Origin of the sequence: Paenibacillus sp. FSL K6-1558, from assembly GCF_038002565.1 — a bacterium.
In the GTDB taxonomy this organism is placed as follows: Bacteria; Bacillota; Bacilli; order Paenibacillales; family Paenibacillaceae; genus Paenibacillus; species Paenibacillus polysaccharolyticus.
The window spans coordinates 604,616-622,294 of sequence record NZ_JBBOCV010000001.1; the positions used below are offsets into that span (position 1 = coordinate 604,616).

The window sequence follows — 17,679 nt, forward strand, 5'->3', positions numbered from 1 at the left end:
CTTGTAATAAAATTCGACAATAGTTATTCCAAATTTTGAATAAAGAGGTGGATTTTTATGCGTCCTTTCGGATATAAGGATAAATTCGGTTATTTGTTTGGTGATTTTGGAAACGATTTCTTTTTCGCGCTAGTTGGATCATTTTTGATGGTCTATTACACGGATGTATTTCATATTAACCCGGCAGCGGTCGGAGGATTATTCCTGTTAGCTCGTTTGTGGGATGCCATAGCGGATGTCTCGTGGGGGCGTTTTGTTGATACGCGTAAAGCAAGCAAACACGGTAAATTCAAACCATGGATTTATCGCATGTCATTTCCGCTTGTGATCTCCGGGGTACTCATGTTTGTTTACATTCCCGGAATGTCCGATGGATTTTATCTCGCTTACGCTTATGTTACTTACATTCTGTGGGGAACGCTCTACAGCACCGTTAACATTCCTTACGGTTCCATGGCTTCAGTCATTACTGCTGACCCAGTAGAACGAACCGTGCTGTCTACATGGAGATCGCTTGGAGCAACATTGGCGCAATTATTTGTAGGCGTGGTGGGCCCGTTGCTGTTGTTTGTTAATAACGAAGCGAATGCAAGCCGTTTTTTCCTGGGAGCTGTTATTTTTGGAATATTGTCCATTGCTTCTTATATGGCGTGTTATAAATTATCGATCGAACGTGTTATCCCGGATATGAATGAGAAGCCAAATACCAATTTGAGAAAAACACTATATGGCCTTTTGAGAAATAGACCGCTTATCGTCTTCCTGATCGGATCGCTCATTTTCTTAATTAATTTAATGTTGCTTGGCACGGTTAATACGTATTTGTTCAAAGACTATTTCGGTAACGCGCAATTACTTAGTGTGTTCAGTCTGGTGCAAGCTGCGCCTATATTTATCGGAATGCCGTTAATCAAACCACTCGTAGCAAAGTTCGGGAAAAAAGAAGTTGCCGCTGCTGGCTTTTTACTCTCAACGCTCGTTTACTTGCTTCTCTATTTCATTCCGAATCTTTCCGCTATTCAATACATGGCGATTCTGTTCATTGGCTTGTTAGGATACGCTCTGTTCAATCTAATCAGCTGGGCGTTTATCACAGATTTGGTTGACTATCACGAACATGTTACAGGACTCCGAGAGGATGCGACGATATATTCCATCTATTCCTTTTCGCGTAAAGTCGGGCAGGCCGTTGCAGGTGGTATTGGCGGGGTAGCTATGGCGGCTGTTGGCTATAATGCTACACTGCATGTGCAAACAACACGTACACTTGAAGGCATTTATTTCTTGGCAACACTTGTTCCAGCTATGGGCCTATTTCTCGTATTTATCTGCATTGCTTTCCTGTATCCATTAAACAAAAAACGTACAGCACAACTTGTAAGCGATATCAAGGCAAAACGAATGAACTGATACCCGAGACCTGTTTCACAACGTGCATAAGGCAGGAGGTAGAGGAAGCACCTATTTTATAGAGAATGAAGGAGTGTTCATATGTTATACCCTATTTTGACCGAGACACGTAATCTAATCGATCTGAATGGAATCTGGAATTTCAAATTGGATGCCGGAGAGGGATTTCAGGAAAATTGGCAAAAGGCAAAACTCCAAGATCCGATGCGCATGGCTGTCCCAGCTTCATATAACGACATCGGAGTAAGCGCCAAAATTCGGGACCATGTAGGCTGGGTCTGGTACGAGCGGGAGATCACGCTACCGAGTGTGATGAATGAAGAGAGAGTTGTTTTGCGCTTTGGCTCCGTTACTCATATGGCCAAAGTGTATGTGAACGGGGAATTTGTTACCCAGCACAAAGGCGGATTTTTACCTTTTGAAGCTGAAATAAACCGTTACCTGCACACAGGGAAGAACCGCCTGACCGTCGCTGTAAATAATATTGTGGATGAAACAACACTACCCGTTGGCTCCATTGTTGAGAAACAACATTCAGATGGGCAAACAACGGTGCACAATCTGCCGAACTTTGATTTTTTCAACTATGCCGGTCTGCATCGCCCTGTAAAGATATACACAACACCAACGACCTATGTTAAGGACGTCACGATCGTAACCCAATTGGATGGACAGGTTCATTATTCCATTGATGTGGTTGGCTCTGCGTCGGTTAAAGCTGAAATTATCGATGAATCCGGCTTTTTGGTTGCAGCATCCGAAGGCGAATCGGGCACAATGATTATATCAGATGTTAGACTCTGGGAGCCGCTGAATGCCTACTTATACACGTTGCGCGTAGAACTGCAAACCGAAGGGGAAACCATAGATGTATATGAACAGCCATTCGGGGTGAGAAGTGTAGAAGTGAAAGAAGGCAAGTTCCTGATTAATGATAAACCCTTTTACTTCAAAGGGTATGGCAAACATGAGGATACGACTATTCATGGCAGGGGATTTAATGAGGCCGCCAATGTGCTTGATTTTAATCTCATGAAATGGTCGGGAGCCAACTCCTTCCGAACTGCACACTATCCATATTCGGAAGAAGTGATGCGACTGGCTGATCGGGAAGGATTTGTTGTGATTGATGAGGTGGCCGCAGTTGGCATGCATCTGAACATGCTGGTTGTGCATCGCGGGGGCGTGCTGAAGAACACATGGGATGAACTTGATACGTTCGAACATCATCAGGATGTCATTCGGGAACTCATTGAGCGGGACAAAAATCACCCCTGTGTGGTCATGTGGAATATCGCTAACGAGCCTGCCTCTGAAGAAAAGGGAGCCTATGAATATTTTAAACCGCTGATTGATCTAACGAGAGAGTTAGATCCACAGAAACGTCCGGTGACTATTGTTACTCAAATGGAATCCTCACCTGAGAAGGATCAGATTGCGGAGCTGTTGGATATACTCACTTTCAACCGATATTACGGCTGGTATGTGGATGGTGGGGATTTGCATGCTGCCAAGGAAAAGCTTCGTGCCGAATTCAATGGCTGGCTAAAGCGATGCCCGAACAAACCGTTCATGATGACCGAATACGGTGCAGACACGGTTGCCGGATTGCACGATGTTGAACCTGTCATGTTTACGGAGGAATACCAAGTGGAATTTTACAAAGCCAACCATGAAGTATTCGATGAATTTGAGCAATTTGTCGGTGAACAAGTATGGAACTTTGCTGATTTTGCCACCAGTCAGGGAATTATCCGTGTGCAAGGCAATAAAAAAGGCATTTTCACACGGGATCGCAAACCGAAAGCTATCGCACATGAACTGAAAAGACGGTGGACGAGTATCCCTGATTTTCATTATAAGGGCTAAGAACGAAGCGGGAATATGTACGTGAAGCAATCCGAGTGATCAAGAAGTAATTTTAGTGATCAAGTCATTCTAGTGATCAATAGGTAAGCCAGCTAATCAATATGGTTAGCTGGCTCTTTTTTATTTAGTAGCAGTGATAACACAGGTTGTTGGAGCAGGTCAGGGGGCAGCATCAGAATCGGTAGTTGGTGTCCTTATTCCTCTGTGTCCGCTCCTTCAAACAACTGCTGAATCATCTTATCTTTGTTATTCAAAAATTCCTTCATGATCAAGAAATGATCGGTTTCCTCCAAGGTCTGTACCTCGACGCCTTCCGGTGTCAGGTTATATATCTGCGCATTGGGATACGCCATCAGAATAGGAGAGTGGGTAGCAATAATGAATTGTGAATTTTGCTGTACCAACTCATGAATTCGGGCAAGCATGGCCATCTGGCGAAGCGGCGATAATGCCGCCTCAGGCTCGTCCAGAATATAAAGACCATGACCGCCAAACCGATGAACAAACGTGGAAAAAAACGACTCTCCATGGGATTGCTCATGTAACGATTTACCGCCATATGAATTCTTGATGGGAGCACCGTAGGAAGGCTCACGATCCAACTCATCAATGGTTGTAGCCAGATTATAATAACTCTCGGCCCTGAAAAAGAAACCATCCTTCGGACGCCGCGCACCTTTGATTAATTGAATATACTCATACAAGTTCGAATGTGTGGCTCGGGTAGAAAACGTAAAGTTCATCGTGCCGCCTTCGGGATTGAATCCCCATGACACGGCAATCGACTCCATTAACGTAGACTTGCCCATCCCGTTTTCACCAACAATGTACGTAACTTTGGGATGAAAATCCATCGTATGAAGGTTACGAATAACGGGTAAGTCAAACGGATACTCATCATAAGTAGCAATTTGATTCCGTTTAAGCTGTATTTGCCTCAAATAGGCTGGAGATCCTTTCAATTTCACTTCACCTCTTATATCTGTACATCATAACGATCGCGAAGGACTGACAAATGATGTAGCTCGTGTCCAGTAATCACATAAGCAATGGAACGAGTAGATGCCGTGTTATCATTGACCTGCCCCATACGCATCCAAGCTTCTGGACTCAAGCGGCGGAGCAGTACAATGGTGGAATACCGTACCGCTGCATATTCTTCAGCCAGATCAACCACGCTATATGCTTCAAAAGGGTGACCTTCCATAAGTGTGTCCTGATCATATCCTGGAAGAGAGGTCTTGTCTCCTCTGGCGATGCGTAACAAACGGCTGCTCATAATTCGCTCATTATCAATAAGGTGACCAAATACCTCTTTAACGCTCCATTTCCCTTCATCATAGCGGTAATTGGCTTGTTCCTCTGATAATGCGCGAATTGCGCTCTCCACACGTTCCGCTTGCTTTTGTAATAACTCAATGACATTTCCTTCAGGAACAAGGTGGATGTATCCTTCGTAGAAAGCAGCGTATTCTTCTTGACTCGGTCTTTCGTTCATATTAACTCTCCTTTAGTGGGCATCATTTTTTGTTTATTTTACCATTAATCCAAGGTAGAACCGAAGAAAACTACAACAACTGATCTCATATGAGGATTGATCAATAATCGGTCAGGATAAATCATTGAATGAATGTGTTAGAAACCTTATCCTAAATTATAAGATAACGCTACCAATTCACTAAGAAACGTGGAGAAACAAACAAGTCTGTTTCAGAGGTGCAGATGCTCATTAAGACTCACTGATGTTTGAATCGCTTAGGCGATACACCTGTTATTTGTTTGAATTGCCGACAGAAATGTTCGACATTACGGTACCCGCATCTGTCCGCAATCTCTGCAACCGTATAGGGATGGTGTCTAAGGTACTCTTTAGCTAAGCGAATTCGGCTATGGATGACATCATCTATGCAGGATAAACCGAATGATTTCTTGTAAATGAGTTGCAAGTATCCCGGGCTGATATTCATGGTTTTGGCCATTGTAGCCACAGTCCATGGATGACTTGGATGGTTGTGAATAGCTGTCCGAAGTTTCATCAGAGGATAATGCTGCGGGCCAATATTTTTTTGTACATAAGATTCAAGCAGTTTGTTAAACAATGTGCGAAGCAAATAATCGATGGATGATTCCTTGTAGCCTTTCTGGAGAGAATGCTCTGCGAAAAGTAATTGAAACAGCTTATGACAATATTCTGGATCATCCAATGCAAAAGGCTCGCCCAGAGGGAGAGAGGTTTCGGTTACATAGAGCTCGTCACTTGCAAAACGTATCCAATCGTTCACATATTGGTCTGAGCAAGCGCGATAGTATATTTTCGAATAGGGCGGATACAGAACAGCACAATAGGGCGGGAATTCTTCCAGTTGACCTTTAACCCAGAACAGTGCCGGAGTCTGCGTAATGACCAACAGCCAGCAATCATGACCTTCAGGTATATCAAACACAAATGGACTGTGATGCTCAGCATCATATTCAACGTAATAAATCGTATTCATCGTATTTCACCTTTACCATGCGTATTGTGAATCTCGTCTACGTGTACATCGAAACGCCATTGAAACATGAACATGCTCGGTGTCTCCTAATTATACGAAAGTTATCTTGACAAATCTAAACAAGGGGTGCATTTTCCAATGAAAAAACAAGGTTTAAACCCTTATCTCCCATCATGGGAGTACGTGCCTGACGGCGAGCCTTATGTGTTTAACGACAGAGTATACGTCTACGGGTCACATGATCGGTTTCACGGACATGCGTTTTGTCTGAACGATTATGTATGCTGGTCTGCTCCTGTAGATGACCTTGGTAACTGGCGCAATGAGGGAGTTATTTATCAAAAAACAGATGATCCGCTGAACCCCGACGGTCATATGTGCCTTTATGCCCCCGATGTAACTATCGGACCGGATGGTCGCTATTATCTATATTATGTACTTGATAAAGTGCCGGTTGTTTCTGTAGCGGTATGCGATTCACCTGCGGGTAAATATGAATTCTATGGTTATGTTCAATATACAGACGGCACTCGGCTCGGGGAACGAGAAGGGGATGAGCCGCAGTTCGATCCAGGTGTGCTGACAGAAGGAGAGCTCACTTATCTCTACACGGGCTTCAGTGCACCCGGTGACCGTTCCAGACATGGAGCAATGGCGACGGTGCTTGGCCCCGATATGCTAACGATTGTAGAGGAACCGGTATTTATAGCCCCAAGTCAGCCATATAGTGATGGAAGCGGGTATGAAGGACATGAATTTTTTGAAGCTCCTTCGATTCGCAAAAGGGGAGACCTCTACTACCTCGTATACTCCTCGGTCGTCATGCATGAATTATGTTACGCAACCAGTACGTCTCCAACTCAAGGCTTTGAATATCAAGGTGTAATTGTGAGCAACTGCGATCTTCACATCGATTCATACAAGCCGGCTGGAAAGCCCATGTATTATGGAGGGAACAATCATGGAAGTATCGTAGAGATCGGCGCAGAATGGTACATTTTTTACCACAGACATACGAATGGAGATGCATTTAACCGGCAGGGATGTATTGAAAAGCTTACGTTTGAAAAGGATGGCTTCATCCCTCAAGTTGAAATGACCTCTTGTGGTTCGAATGGGGAACCTTTGGAAGGTAGAGGCGAGTACCCCGCCTATCTTGCGTGCAACCTTTTTACCCAAGAAGATCAATTGTATACGGGTGGATTTGGTGCAGGTGCTTGGCTCGACAGTCGCTTTCCGAAAATTACCCAAGATGGCCGAGATGGTGACGAAGAAAGCGGATATATTGCCAATATGACGGAATCTGCGACAGCTGGTTTTAAATACTTCGATTGTAAAGACATTCAACAAGTCACGATTAAGGTGCGTGGATACTGTAATGGTAGCTTTGAGGTAAAAACCGCTTGGGACGGCCCCGTCCTGGGAACCATCCCGGTACACTTCACCAACGTATGGAAGCCGTATTCAGCCGCGATTGACATTCCGGACGGTAAACAGGCCTTGTATTTTACATACCAGGGGATGGGCAGCGCGAGCCTGGCTTCATTTGAACTGAATTAACTTCATTTGTCTTCAAAAGTTCCAAGCAGTCAGTGGTGAGGGCACTCATCCTTGAGCTGCTTTTTTCTTTTTCACATGGAATCGCGTTTCATTTAAACAGTACGTTCTTCTCCATCTTTGCGCATTATTTATCTTGCGTAAGACTCATCACATCCTGCTGGGCATGCACGCGAAATTCACTTGGCGCAATGCCTGTCCACCGTTTGAACTGGCGGCTAAAATGTGCATTCGTTTTGTATCCGAGCATCATGGCAATATGATCAATATTCAGATCCGTTTGTTTTAATAGCCGCTGTGCTTCGTTCAGTAACGTTTCGGATAAATACTTGCGCGGCGCCTGACCGTACACTTCTCGGAAAATTCGATTGACCTGTGACGTGCTCAAGTTGAGCGATTTTGCAATATCCTGAATCCAGGTTCTATCCGTTTCTTGAATCTCACTATGTAGATGGATATATCTTACCGAGTCCTCGATATACTCAGCGATCTTATGGGCAATCGCCTCTTTTCTGGATACAGTAACGGATGCGTTTTCCGATAACTGTCCAACTAGCGAGCCAAGAAGCTCAAATACAGCGGCATGCACCTTCATTTGTTTCGAGGAGGATAAGGATTCAGACAAATGCTCTGTGGACAGATCATACAACGTAGAGAGGATCGGGGACATCGCCATGGCCAGATTCGATGTTGCTGGATAGTAGGTGTCTTTGCTGCGGTTGAGTTCCCGGCAAAAAGAAGTATCGTGCACACTGAAATGAACTGAAAAATAGGTAAACCCTTCTGGCCCTGCCCCTGTGCAAGCATGGGTGATTCCCGGACGAATGAACAAAAGATCTCCTTTGGACTGCTGATTCAGTTTTCCATTGATCACCATGCTCATCTGACCCTCCATCATCCAATGAATTTCATACATCGAATGTTCATGGGATGGATATGTCCAGTTCGAATCTGCTTTTCTGGCATGCAACCCCATTAATTGGAACGATAGACGAACATCAGGCAAACGGCCTAAATACATCCCTTCTGAATGCTTCGCCACAGCAATTCAACCCCCTTGTACAATTTTTAGATTGGTTGTGGTTGAACTAATCCTTTACACAAAAACGGAGAGGACAGAAAAAACCTGAAAAAGCGAAGCGGTCGCCTTTATCACCGGATTTTCACCTTACAAGGGGAATTAAAAAAATCTGGGGATAACAGCGATTGGAAGGTTATTCTGTCATCGGAGTGTCTGTGTAAATCAGCTCCTTGTGAAACTGATATCCTTATCTTAACAGAAAGTTGATGCGTGAAAAGGGTAAATGGTCGGAGTGATTAGAACATCGTCATGAGACATGGTGAATGCTAATCTAGAATTATCAACCCAATAGGGGCACAGGAGGCACGTTTATATGCGAATTATTCGATTTCTGGATGGAGAACAGAAGTGGCTGGCAGCCGTGACGGATGATGAACAAGCCTATCGTTTGCCACAGACCGATTTCATGACCTTAATCTACCAAGCGAGAGAACAGGGCATTTCAACAGCCCAACTTGTTGAAAGCGCTTTTAAACCTGTAAACAAACTGACCGACGATTGGACAACCCTGCATATTGTCAACCCCATTGAAGCACCCGAAGTATGGGCAGCAGGTGTAACGTATCAGCGAAGCCGGGAAGCTCGTAATTATGAAGCAACGGATGGCAAGCTGGATGCGACTACCTTTTACGATAAAGTTTATGATGCAGAACGTCCGGAAATTTTTTTCAAATCCACAGCTGCTCGTACCATTGGACCCAATGAAGCGGTCACGCTCCGCAGTGATTCCACATGGCAGATTCCAGAGCCCGAGCTTGGGCTTGTGCTTGCCGCTGATGGCAGCATTGTAGGATACATCGCAGGCAATGACATGAGCTGCCGGGATATCGAAGGGGAGAACCCACTGTATCTGCCGCAGGCCAAAATATGGCGCAATTCTTGTTCTATCGGGCCAGCGATCCGGCTAGCGGAAACGGTGCAGAACCCCTATGACCTGAGCATTATTTGCGAGATCTATCGCAATGGAGAAGTCATTGTAAAAAGTGATGCTAGCACGAGTGAATTAAACCGTAAGCTGGATGAACTGGTGTCGTTTTTGGCAAGAGACAATGACTTGTTCGACGGTACAGTACTTCTGACCGGTACTAATATTGTACCGCCAAATGATTTTACACTTGAGCCAGGAGACCGTATCGAGATTTCAATCAGCAGCATCGGAACGCTAATTAATCCCGTTATTTCGAACTCGTGACAATCCGACAATTCTAAATACTAAATTCTAATGACTGATTAGAGAGGATGAAAACAATGAGCACTTTTCAGTTAGAGCAGACCTATAGCAATTTTATTAATGGAGAATGGGTGAAAGCTGCCAGTGGAAAAACAGACACTAGCATCAACCCGGCCAATCGAAATGAAGTGGTGGGGCATGTACCTGCCTCTGGCGTGGAAGATCTAAATCAAGCGGTGGCAGCAGCAAAAGCAGCGGCAAAGTCTTGGCGGAAGTTAACTGGTGCTGAACGAGGTAATTTTCTTTTTCAAGCGGCAAATGTACTGGAACGCAGAGCGAATGAAGTCGCAGAAGCGATGACGAGAGAAATGGGGAAAACGTTCCCTGAAGCCAAAGGAGAAACAATGCGCGGCGTCGCGATCTTGAGATATTACGCAGGTGAAGGCATGCGTAAAACGGGTGATGTCATTCCGTCCACAGATAGCGAAGCTTTAATGTTTACAACGCGTGTACCGCTTGGTGTTGTTGGTGTAATTGCACCGTGGAACTTCCCGGTAGCTATCCCGATCTGGAAAGCTGCACCTGCGTTGATCTACGGCAATACGGTTGTTTTGAAACCTGCACAGGAGACAGCGGTTACGGCAGCCAAAGTGTTGGAATGTTTTGAAGAAGCAGGCCTTCCGGCTGGCGTTCTCAACCTGGTGTGTGGTAAAGGCTCGGTAATCGGTTCTGCAATGGCTGAACATCCAGATGTGAACGGGATTACGTTTACGGGCTCCAATGAAGTGGGTAAACGGGTCGGTGCTGCTGTACTTTCTCGGGGGGCCAAATATCAGCTTGAAATGGGTGGCAAAAACCCGGTCATCATTGCAGCTGATGCTGACCTGGATTTGGCTGTGGAAGGAACGATTAGCGGTGGCCTGAAATCAACGGGTCAGAAATGCACGGCGACCAGCCGCGTAATCATTGAACGAAAAGTCTATGATGCTTTCAAGGAAAAGCTTCTGGCAAAAGTTGAGGAAATTCGTTTGGGCGATGGTATGTCTGGCGAGAGCTGGATGGGTCCATGCGCAAGTGAAGGACAGCTTAATACAGTCCTGAGTTACATTCAAAAAGGACAGGATGAGGGTGCAATACTATTGGCCGGAGGGAACAGACCGGACAGTCCTGAGCTTGCAGAAGGATTCTATGTACAGCCGACGGTATTTGAAGGTGTCAAATCCCATATGTCGATCGCTAGAGAAGAAATATTTGGCCCAGTGCTGGCCTTAATGCCTGTAGATTCCATTGAAGAAGCTATAGAGCTAGCCAATGATAGCGACTATGGATTAAGTGCTTCAATCTATACACAAAACGTTGGATCGATGCTTTCGTTTATTCGTGATATGGACGCTGGACTTGTAAGAATTAATGCGGAAACAGCGGGTGTCGAGCTACAGGCTCCATTTGGCGGGATGAAGATGTCCAGTTCCCATTCCAGAGAGCAAGGTCAGGCCGCTATTGAATTTTTCACCGCAATCAAAACCGTCTTCGTGAAATCTTAAACTGCGGGGAGAGATATCATGTACGAACAGATTCGATCCATTATGGGTGAAAATTCGCCTGATCTGAGTAACAATCAATCTGACCTCTTCACGATTCAAGCCCATGCTCCCGGGGTGGAAGGGCGTCTGCCTCTAACCGATGATTTACTGCGAAATGCGCCAAGTGGCGACTTGTTCGGCATGTCCCAGAATGTTGGCATGGGGTGGAAGCCTGGAGAGTTAAACGGCAAACAGTATCTGATCTTAAGTACGCAAGGTGGTATACGCAATGAGGACGGCAGTCCCACAGCACTCGGTTATCATACGGGCCACTGGGAAGTTGGACTACTGATGAAAGCAGCGGCAGATGAATTGTCCAGCCGCGGCGGAATTCCGTTTGCCGGTTATGTCAGCGACCCCTGCGACGGCAGATCACAAGGAACAACCGGCATGTTCGACTCCCTGCCATATCGAAATGATGCTGCGATGGTGTTTCGCCGATTGATTCGATCTTTGCCCACACGCAAAGGTGTGTTAGGCGTGGCGACATGTGACAAGGGACTGCCCGCAATGATGCTTGCTCTGGCGGGTATGCCGCAGCTGCCAGGTGTTATTGTTCCTGGCGGTGTAACTCTTCCGCCTACGGATGGAGAAGACGCCGGGAAAATTCAGACGATCGGTGCAAGGTACTCAAGCGGAGAGCTTTCACTGGAGATGGCGTCTGAGTTAGGGTGCCGGGCTTGCGCTACCCCGGGCGGGGGCTGTCAGTTTCTAGGAACAGCGGCAACCGCGCAGGTTGTAGCAGAGGCACTGGGAATAACTGTGCCTCATGCCGCTCTAGCCCCTTCAGGGCAACCGATCTGGCTTGAGATGGCTCGGCAATCCTCACGTGCACTGATCCAGATGGAGACTCAAGGGTTGAGAATGGCGGACATTATCACCGATGCATCGATTCGTAATGCCATGGTAGTGCATGCAGCCTTCGGCGGATCCACCAATCTACTTCTTCACATTCCTGCCATTGCACATGCGGCCGGTTTAACCCTGCCCAATGTACAGGACTGGATTCAGGTCAATAAACATGTTCCGAGACTGGTGAGTGCGCTCCCTAATGGCCCTATTTTCTACCCGACCATTCGGATTTTCCAGGCCGGTGGTGTGCCAGAAGTTATGCTCCATCTTAGACGACTTGGTTTGTTGGATGAGTCTGTGAAGACGGTAACAGGCACATCCTTGAGTCACGTCCTGGATTGGTGGGAGTCATCCGAGCGCAGGCATGTTATGCGAAAACAGTTGCAAGAGGTCGATGGCATCGATCCGGACAGTGTCATTATGAGTGCGGAACACTCCCAGCGGCTGGGCATTTCCTCTACTGTGACATTTCCAACGGGCAATATTGCTCCCGAAGGCTCTGTTATCAAATCTACGTCCATTGACCCGGATGTACTCGATGAACAAGGAGTATATCGTCACAAGGGGGTGGCCAAGGTATTTACCACTGAACGTGAAGCCATCCGTGCAATTAAAACAGGTGGAATAGTCGCGGGTGATATTATAGTCCTGCTTGGACGTGGGCCATCTGGAACAGGGATGGAGGAAACGTATCAACTTACTTCTGCACTTAAACATCTTTCCTTTGGAAAATATGTTTCGCTCATTACCGATGCCCGCTTCTCCGGTGTATCTACCGGTGCATGCATTGGTCATGTTGGACCGGAAGCGCTTGCCGGCGGTCCCATCGGAAAGTTGCGAAACGGTGATTTAATTGACATTGTCGTAGATCGGAACACGCTGGATGGAAGTGTTAATTTTGTCGGAGCGGAAGGGATCGAAGTTTCTCCCGAAGAAGGAGCATTGATCCTGGCACAGCGGCCTTTTCATCCGGATATGCGACCAGACCAAGCACTGCCTGACGATACACGCTTGTGGGCAGCGCTGCAATCGGTCAGTGGAGGCACCTGGAGAGGGAATATATACGATGTAGACCGCATCATAACTGCACTTGAGGCTGGCAAAAAGGCGCTCGGTTGGAACTGAGACCCTGCAATCAACGCATTCTTTTACCAAGTGCTAGCCAGCAATGTTTCATAGCTATTACTTTTACCGGAGGTTGCTTTCATGAATACAACCACAACCATGATTACCAATCCAATCCTCACCGGCTTTCATCCCGATCCTTCCATATGCCGGGCAGGAGAAGATTATTATATTGCCACATCCACCTTCGAGTGGTTCCCAGGTGTCCGCATTCATCACTCCAAGGATTTAGTTCACTGGCATGCGTTACCTTCACCATTGACGCGAAAATCCCAGTTAAACATGGAGGGGAATATCAACTCTGGAGGCGTATGGGCACCTTGTCTCAGCTATGATCACGGTATGTTTTATCTAATATATACGGATGTGAAGAGTAGAATAGGTGCTTTTAAAGATACTCACAACTACCTCGTGACCGCAACAAATATCGAAGGGCCATGGTCTGAACCAATCTATCTGAACAGCAGCGGCTTTGATCCTTCTCTGTTTCATGATGAAGATGGACGTAAGTGGCTGGTAAACATGATTTGGGATCATCGTAAGGGCAAAAACCGCTTTGCAGGTATTGTACTTCAGGAGTATTCGGTTCAGGAGCAGAAGCTGGTCGGAAGTGCTATCAACATTTTTAAAGGAACAGAACTGGGACTGACAGAGGCACCACATCTTTATAAACACAATGGTTATTATTATTTAGTAACCGCTGAAGGCGGAACAGGTTATGAGCATGCTGTGACGGTTGCCCGTTCACGTACATTACAAGGCCCGTATGAAGTTGATCCGAACAATCCGATCCTCACATCACACGGAAGAACGGATTTACCACTGCAAAAGGCAGGTCACGGATGTCTCGTCGAGACGCACACGGGCGAATGGTACATGGCACATCTGGTGGGCAGACCTGTTCAGGAGAAACACTGTGTCCTTGGACGTGAAACGGCTCTGCAGCGCTGTACGTGGAGCGAGGATGGGTGGTTAAGGCTTGTAAGCGGGGATCGATATCCAGAACTTCAAGTATCCGCACCGAATATAAAGCCTCAGCAGTTTGAGCCGTCAGCGGAGATGGACCACTTTGATCAGAGCGAGCTTCGTAACGACTGGAACACTCTTCGTATCCCGCCGGACGCCACTTGGCTGACACTGAAGGAACGTCCTGGCTATTTACGTTTGTATGGGATGGAATCGATGAGTTCAACCCATAGACAAAGCTTGCTTGCTCGCAGACTCGAGGCTTTCGAGTGTGAAGCTGAAACGTGTCTGGAATTTGCGCCTGATTATCCACAGCAGATGGCTGGACTGATCCTCTATTACGATACGCAGGATTACCTTTACCTTAGGGTGACGCATCAAGAAGAGAAGGGACTGTGCATTGGCATCCTTCAGTCTAAATATGGGGTGTATGATGAGCTTTTGGAGGAAGATATTCCGCTACAGACAGGTAATCCAATTCGTTTAAAAGTAGTCGTCCATCATGATCGTGCCTGCTTTTACTATGCGTTAGGAGATCGTGAAGCGTCATGGAAACAGATCGGTGAGTGGACGGATATTACCCATCTATGCGATGAATCCCCGGAATACATCCGGTTCACGGGAACCTATATTGGTCTTTGTGTGCAAGATCTGGGTGGAACCCGCAAACATGCTGATTTTGATTATTTTCGTTATTCTACATCATAAAAAACGATGTAGATGGCTCCTGTTTTCACGGGGGCCATCTTTAGGTTGAGCGACAGAAGTTTACAGCGGATAACCTAGTTCGCGTGATACATAGAGTTCAGGTATTGTAGAATCTGTGCGCTGTCCTCAATGGAAGTGCGTAATGCGATGTAGCCATCAGGACGAATCAATAAAAGTGTCTCGCTTGTAATATCGTACATTTGATAGGCATTACCTGCTGCGTCAATAATGCATTCTTCCCCTTCGACATGTGATGGCACAATGCAGTGCGTATGGAGTTCATCAAAAGTGAAGTCCATTAGAGAAAGGTGGTCTGTACGGTTTACAAAAGCGAAAAGAGTCCAGTGTGGGCCGCGCAACAGGTCAAAGACATCTCCTGTGAACTCAGCACTTTGCAGACCCTTGGCATTAGGAGCACGATCTCCAGGCATTGAACGGGTAACATTGGCTTGATGAGAGGGGAGGGTAAGAGAATTTGAACGATAAGAAATAAGAAGTCCGCTCGTTAGATCATCGGATACGGTACTTAAGGATTGGGATAATGCTCCACGTTCAGTCACTGTCCCTAGAATCGCTCCCATTTTTTTGGTGCTATCCTCAAGCACCGCTTGTGCTACGGGACGACGTTCCTCATCATAGGTGTCAAGCAAGGTGGTGTTTGCTCCGCGTATGACGGATTCCAGTTTCCATCCTAGGTTGTAGGCGTCCTGCATCCCGGTATTCATGCCTTGCCCTCCGGCTGGCGAGTGAACATGCGCAGCGTCTCCGGCAAGAAAAACCCGACCGTTGCGGTAAGATTCAACCATTCGCACGTTGATCCGGTAGATAGATAGCCAGGAGGCATCGATAAACTGAACATGCCCAGCACCTGCCCGACGGTTAAACATATCCTGATACACTTCTAACGATGGCTTTTCCGGTTCCTTAATCTCTGACGGAATGGTAGCTTGCAGTTGCCAAATGTCGGATTTCGGTAATGGCGTTACTCCGACCATCCCCTCCGGCGAAGTCCAGATATGGATATGATAACGATCTAGTCCTTCCAAACGTACATCGCCAAGATACCAGCGTTCATGATCGTGTGTATTCCCGACCAATGGATGATGGATAAATTTGCGAACACTACTTTTCCCACCATCAGCGCCAACCACATAACGGGCATGAATTTGCTCTTTTCCTTCTGGTGTATTCACCGTTACCTGCACACCCTCCAAGTCTTGAACAAGTCCTACAGCTTCCATATCCAACTCCACTTTACCGCCAAGCATCTCATATCGGTCACGTAGCGCCTTTTCCACATCAAATTGAGCAATCCAGACCGGATCTGGATAGGGTGAACCCAGTTCAGCGCTAGCTGCAACGGTAATAGAGGGCTTAACCATACTTCTGCCATCCTCGTTATAATAGCGGACAGGTAAATCTACGACACCGGTTTCCATAATGTAACGAACGGCTTCCAAATCATCAACGACTTCAAGCGAACGGGGCTGAATTCCTTTGGCACGGGACGCTAAGTTATACGAGGTGCTTCGTTCGATAATCCGATGGTCTACGTTTCGACGCGCAAGGTCACAGGCGAGTGTCAGTCCTGTAGGCCCAGCCCCAACAATAAGAACATCAACAAAAGACTGCGGCGTGTTCATAAATAAATTCCTCCTTGATCATGGATAGGTTATATAACTAAACTACACCGTGCAGTGTAGTTTGTAAAGAGGAACTCATTTTTGATAGTATAGTTTTAGGGGGGAAGCTTAAGGATGAATACTACGGAAAACAAAAAAGTACGAAAAGGCTCTTCTGACAAAAGAGCGAAAATTATTGCGGCGGCACGTGATTTGTTTCTCTCAGATGGGTTTGATCGTTCCAGCGTTGATGCGGTCGCAGCTAAAGCAGGCGTTTCGAAAAGGACAGTTTATGATTATTACGGTGACAAACAAAACTTGCTGCTTGCTGTTGTGGAAGACACAAGTTGGGCGGTTTTGGACATGATCAAACAAGGAATAACAGACTATCTCTCGGAATTCGAGGATTTGGAGCAGGCTCTTATATCCTTCTGTGAACAATTCGTAGCTTCTGCGAACGGTTCTTCTGATTACAGTGCTTTGATCCGTCTGGTTACGATGGAAGAAGCCAACCTACCCATCTCTTTTTTAGAAAAGTTAGACAATGCAACAGAGGAGGGGCTAATCAGGAGGTTTACCGAGTTGGGAGAAAACGGACTTCTTCATGTGCCCGATCCTGAACTGGCTACAAAGCATTTCGCCGCATTAACGTTTTTAATGGTATTTAATCAACCGAAAAAAATTGAAAATTTTCAGGATGAACAAACCAAGCGAATCATCACTGAAGGGGTACGTGTCTTTCTTCGCGCCTATGGGCAACACATCATTTATTATAAAAAATGAAGAATTGTCCTGATCGTTGGGTTCACTTTTTAAAGAATTACATTCTGGAGGGAGTACATATGAAGCAATACAAAGTGATTCACCCGCATAAGTCCAATTATCCAGACCCTATTGTTCTGGCTAAGGGAGATATCGTTCATTACGGAGAAGAAGATACTGAATTTCCGAACTGGATTTTTTGTGAATCTATCGAGTCTAAGAAGCGTGGCTGGGTACCCAAGCAAATACTGAGCACGCCTAATGAAGAACAAATGGCAAAAGTACAAGAAGACTACTCAGCATACGAACTAAACGTGGCTCCAGGTACGGTAGTGCAAAAAGAACGAGAACTAAACGAATGGAGCTATGTACATACAACTGAAGGGGAGAAGGGCTGGGTGCCCAACAAAGTCATCACTCCATTAGAACAATGACCCGTTGGGTTCTACGTCATAATGGAACAACCCATTTCTTCACA

The 17,679-nt window shown here is 46.2% G+C and carries 14 protein-coding genes; 9 read left to right on the forward strand and 5 right to left on the reverse strand.

Features of this window, described 5'->3' with window-relative positions:
- Positions 1-57: 57 nt before the first annotated feature.
- Both MHI38_RS02420 and uidA read left to right on the forward strand, forming a co-directional pair.
- A complete protein-coding gene (locus MHI38_RS02420; RefSeq protein WP_154888867.1) occupies positions 58-1,410 on the forward strand; it encodes a glycoside-pentoside-hexuronide (GPH):cation symporter in 1,353 nt (450 codons plus the stop codon).
- Positions 1,411-1,491: 81 nt separating this feature from the next.
- On the forward strand, positions 1,492-3,279 hold the full coding sequence (gene uidA, locus MHI38_RS02425; protein ID WP_154888864.1) for a beta-glucuronidase: 1,788 nt from the start codon (positions 1,492-1,494) through the stop codon (positions 3,277-3,279).
- Positions 3,280-3,473: 194 nt separating this feature from the next.
- Here the strand turns inward: uidA and MHI38_RS02430 are convergent, their stop codons facing one another.
- The 3 genes from MHI38_RS02430 to MHI38_RS02440 form a co-directional block, all read right to left on the reverse strand.
- On the reverse strand, positions 3,474-4,247 hold the full coding sequence (locus MHI38_RS02430) for an AAA family ATPase (RefSeq protein ID WP_261769260.1): 774 nt from the start codon (positions 4,245-4,247) through the stop codon (positions 3,474-3,476).
- A gap of 8 nt (positions 4,248-4,255) precedes the next feature.
- Positions 4,256-4,777, reverse strand: coding sequence for a DinB family protein (locus MHI38_RS02435; RefSeq protein ID WP_154888862.1), 522 nt, complete (start codon positions 4,775-4,777; stop codon positions 4,256-4,258).
- A 238-nt stretch (positions 4,778-5,015) separates the two neighbouring features.
- Positions 5,016-5,774 (reverse strand): AraC family transcriptional regulator, encoded by a 759-nt coding sequence (locus MHI38_RS02440; RefSeq protein WP_154888853.1) that lies wholly within the window; start codon positions 5,772-5,774, stop codon positions 5,016-5,018.
- 138 nt (positions 5,775-5,912) lie between these two features.
- On the opposite strand from MHI38_RS02440, the gene MHI38_RS02445 reads away from it, so the two are divergent.
- A complete protein-coding gene (locus MHI38_RS02445; protein ID WP_154888850.1) occupies positions 5,913-7,334 on the forward strand; it encodes a family 43 glycosylhydrolase in 1,422 nt (473 codons plus the stop codon).
- Positions 7,335-7,458: 124 nt separating this feature from the next.
- Here MHI38_RS02445 and MHI38_RS02450 read toward each other — a convergent pair whose 3' ends face one another.
- Positions 7,459-8,373 carry a helix-turn-helix domain-containing protein gene (locus MHI38_RS02450; protein ID WP_154888848.1) on the reverse strand — a complete coding sequence of 305 codons (915 nt, stop codon included), beginning with the start codon at positions 8,371-8,373 and terminating at the stop codon, positions 7,459-7,461.
- A 352-nt stretch (positions 8,374-8,725) separates the two neighbouring features.
- Between MHI38_RS02450 and MHI38_RS02455 the strand changes: the two genes are divergently transcribed.
- From MHI38_RS02455 to MHI38_RS02470, 4 genes are all read left to right on the forward strand, one after another.
- A complete protein-coding gene (locus MHI38_RS02455; RefSeq protein WP_341180901.1) occupies positions 8,726-9,604 on the forward strand; it encodes a fumarylacetoacetate hydrolase family protein in 879 nt (292 codons plus the stop codon).
- A gap of 56 nt (positions 9,605-9,660) precedes the next feature.
- Positions 9,661-11,127, forward strand: a complete 1,467-nt coding sequence (gene gucD, locus MHI38_RS02460) for an alpha-ketoglutaric semialdehyde dehydrogenase GucD (protein ID WP_154888844.1) — start codon at positions 9,661-9,663, stop codon at positions 11,125-11,127.
- 18 nt (positions 11,128-11,145) lie between these two features.
- The gene (locus MHI38_RS02465) at positions 11,146-13,143 is read left to right on the forward strand and encodes a YjhG/YagF family D-xylonate dehydratase (RefSeq protein ID WP_308721772.1); all 1,998 of its coding nucleotides are present in this window, start codon (positions 11,146-11,148) and stop codon (positions 13,141-13,143) included.
- An 81-nt stretch (positions 13,144-13,224) separates the two neighbouring features.
- Complete coding sequence (locus MHI38_RS02470; RefSeq protein ID WP_341180902.1) at positions 13,225-14,817, forward strand: glycoside hydrolase family 43 protein; 1,593 nt, start codon at positions 13,225-13,227, stop codon at positions 14,815-14,817.
- Between the two features lie 74 nt (positions 14,818-14,891).
- Here the strand turns inward: MHI38_RS02470 and MHI38_RS02475 are convergent, their stop codons facing one another.
- Positions 14,892-16,460, reverse strand: coding sequence for an FAD-dependent monooxygenase (locus MHI38_RS02475; protein ID WP_154888838.1), 1,569 nt, complete (start codon positions 16,458-16,460; stop codon positions 14,892-14,894).
- Positions 16,461-16,574: 114 nt separating this feature from the next.
- Between MHI38_RS02475 and MHI38_RS02480 the strand changes: the two genes are divergently transcribed.
- Both MHI38_RS02480 and MHI38_RS02485 read left to right on the forward strand, forming a co-directional pair.
- The gene (locus MHI38_RS02480; protein WP_154888836.1) at positions 16,575-17,222 is read left to right on the forward strand and encodes a TetR/AcrR family transcriptional regulator; all 648 of its coding nucleotides are present in this window, start codon (positions 16,575-16,577) and stop codon (positions 17,220-17,222) included.
- 59 nt (positions 17,223-17,281) lie between these two features.
- Positions 17,282-17,635, forward strand: a complete 354-nt coding sequence (locus tag MHI38_RS02485) for an SH3 domain-containing protein (RefSeq protein WP_154888834.1) — start codon at positions 17,282-17,284, stop codon at positions 17,633-17,635.
- Positions 17,636-17,679 lie beyond the last annotated feature (44 nt).

Coding starts and splice junctions, on each gene's coding strand:
- uidA (WP_154888864.1), top strand. CDS start 1,492: ATGTTATACCCTATTTTGACCGAGACACGTAATCTAATCGATCTGAAT.
- MHI38_RS02470 (WP_341180902.1), top strand. CDS start 13,225: ATGAATACAACCACAACCATGATTACCAATCCAATCCTCACCGGCTTT.
- MHI38_RS02465 (WP_308721772.1), top strand. CDS start 11,146: ATGTACGAACAGATTCGATCCATTATGGGTGAAAATTCGCCTGATCTG.
- MHI38_RS02475 (WP_154888838.1), bottom strand. CDS start 16,460: ATGAACACGCCGCAGTCTTTTGTTGATGTTCTTATTGTTGGGGCTGGG.
- MHI38_RS02480 (WP_154888836.1), top strand. CDS start 16,575: ATGAATACTACGGAAAACAAAAAAGTACGAAAAGGCTCTTCTGACAAA.
- MHI38_RS02440 (WP_154888853.1), bottom strand. CDS start 5,774: ATGAATACGATTTATTACGTTGAATATGATGCTGAGCATCACAGTCCA.
- MHI38_RS02445 (WP_154888850.1), top strand. CDS start 5,913: ATGAAAAAACAAGGTTTAAACCCTTATCTCCCATCATGGGAGTACGTG.
- MHI38_RS02420 (WP_154888867.1), top strand. CDS start 58: ATGCGTCCTTTCGGATATAAGGATAAATTCGGTTATTTGTTTGGTGAT.
- gucD (WP_154888844.1), top strand. CDS start 9,661: ATGAGCACTTTTCAGTTAGAGCAGACCTATAGCAATTTTATTAATGGA.
- MHI38_RS02485 (WP_154888834.1), top strand. CDS start 17,282: ATGAAGCAATACAAAGTGATTCACCCGCATAAGTCCAATTATCCAGAC.
- MHI38_RS02455 (WP_341180901.1), top strand. CDS start 8,726: ATGCGAATTATTCGATTTCTGGATGGAGAACAGAAGTGGCTGGCAGCC.
- MHI38_RS02435 (WP_154888862.1), bottom strand. CDS start 4,777: ATGAACGAAAGACCGAGTCAAGAAGAATACGCTGCTTTCTACGAAGGA.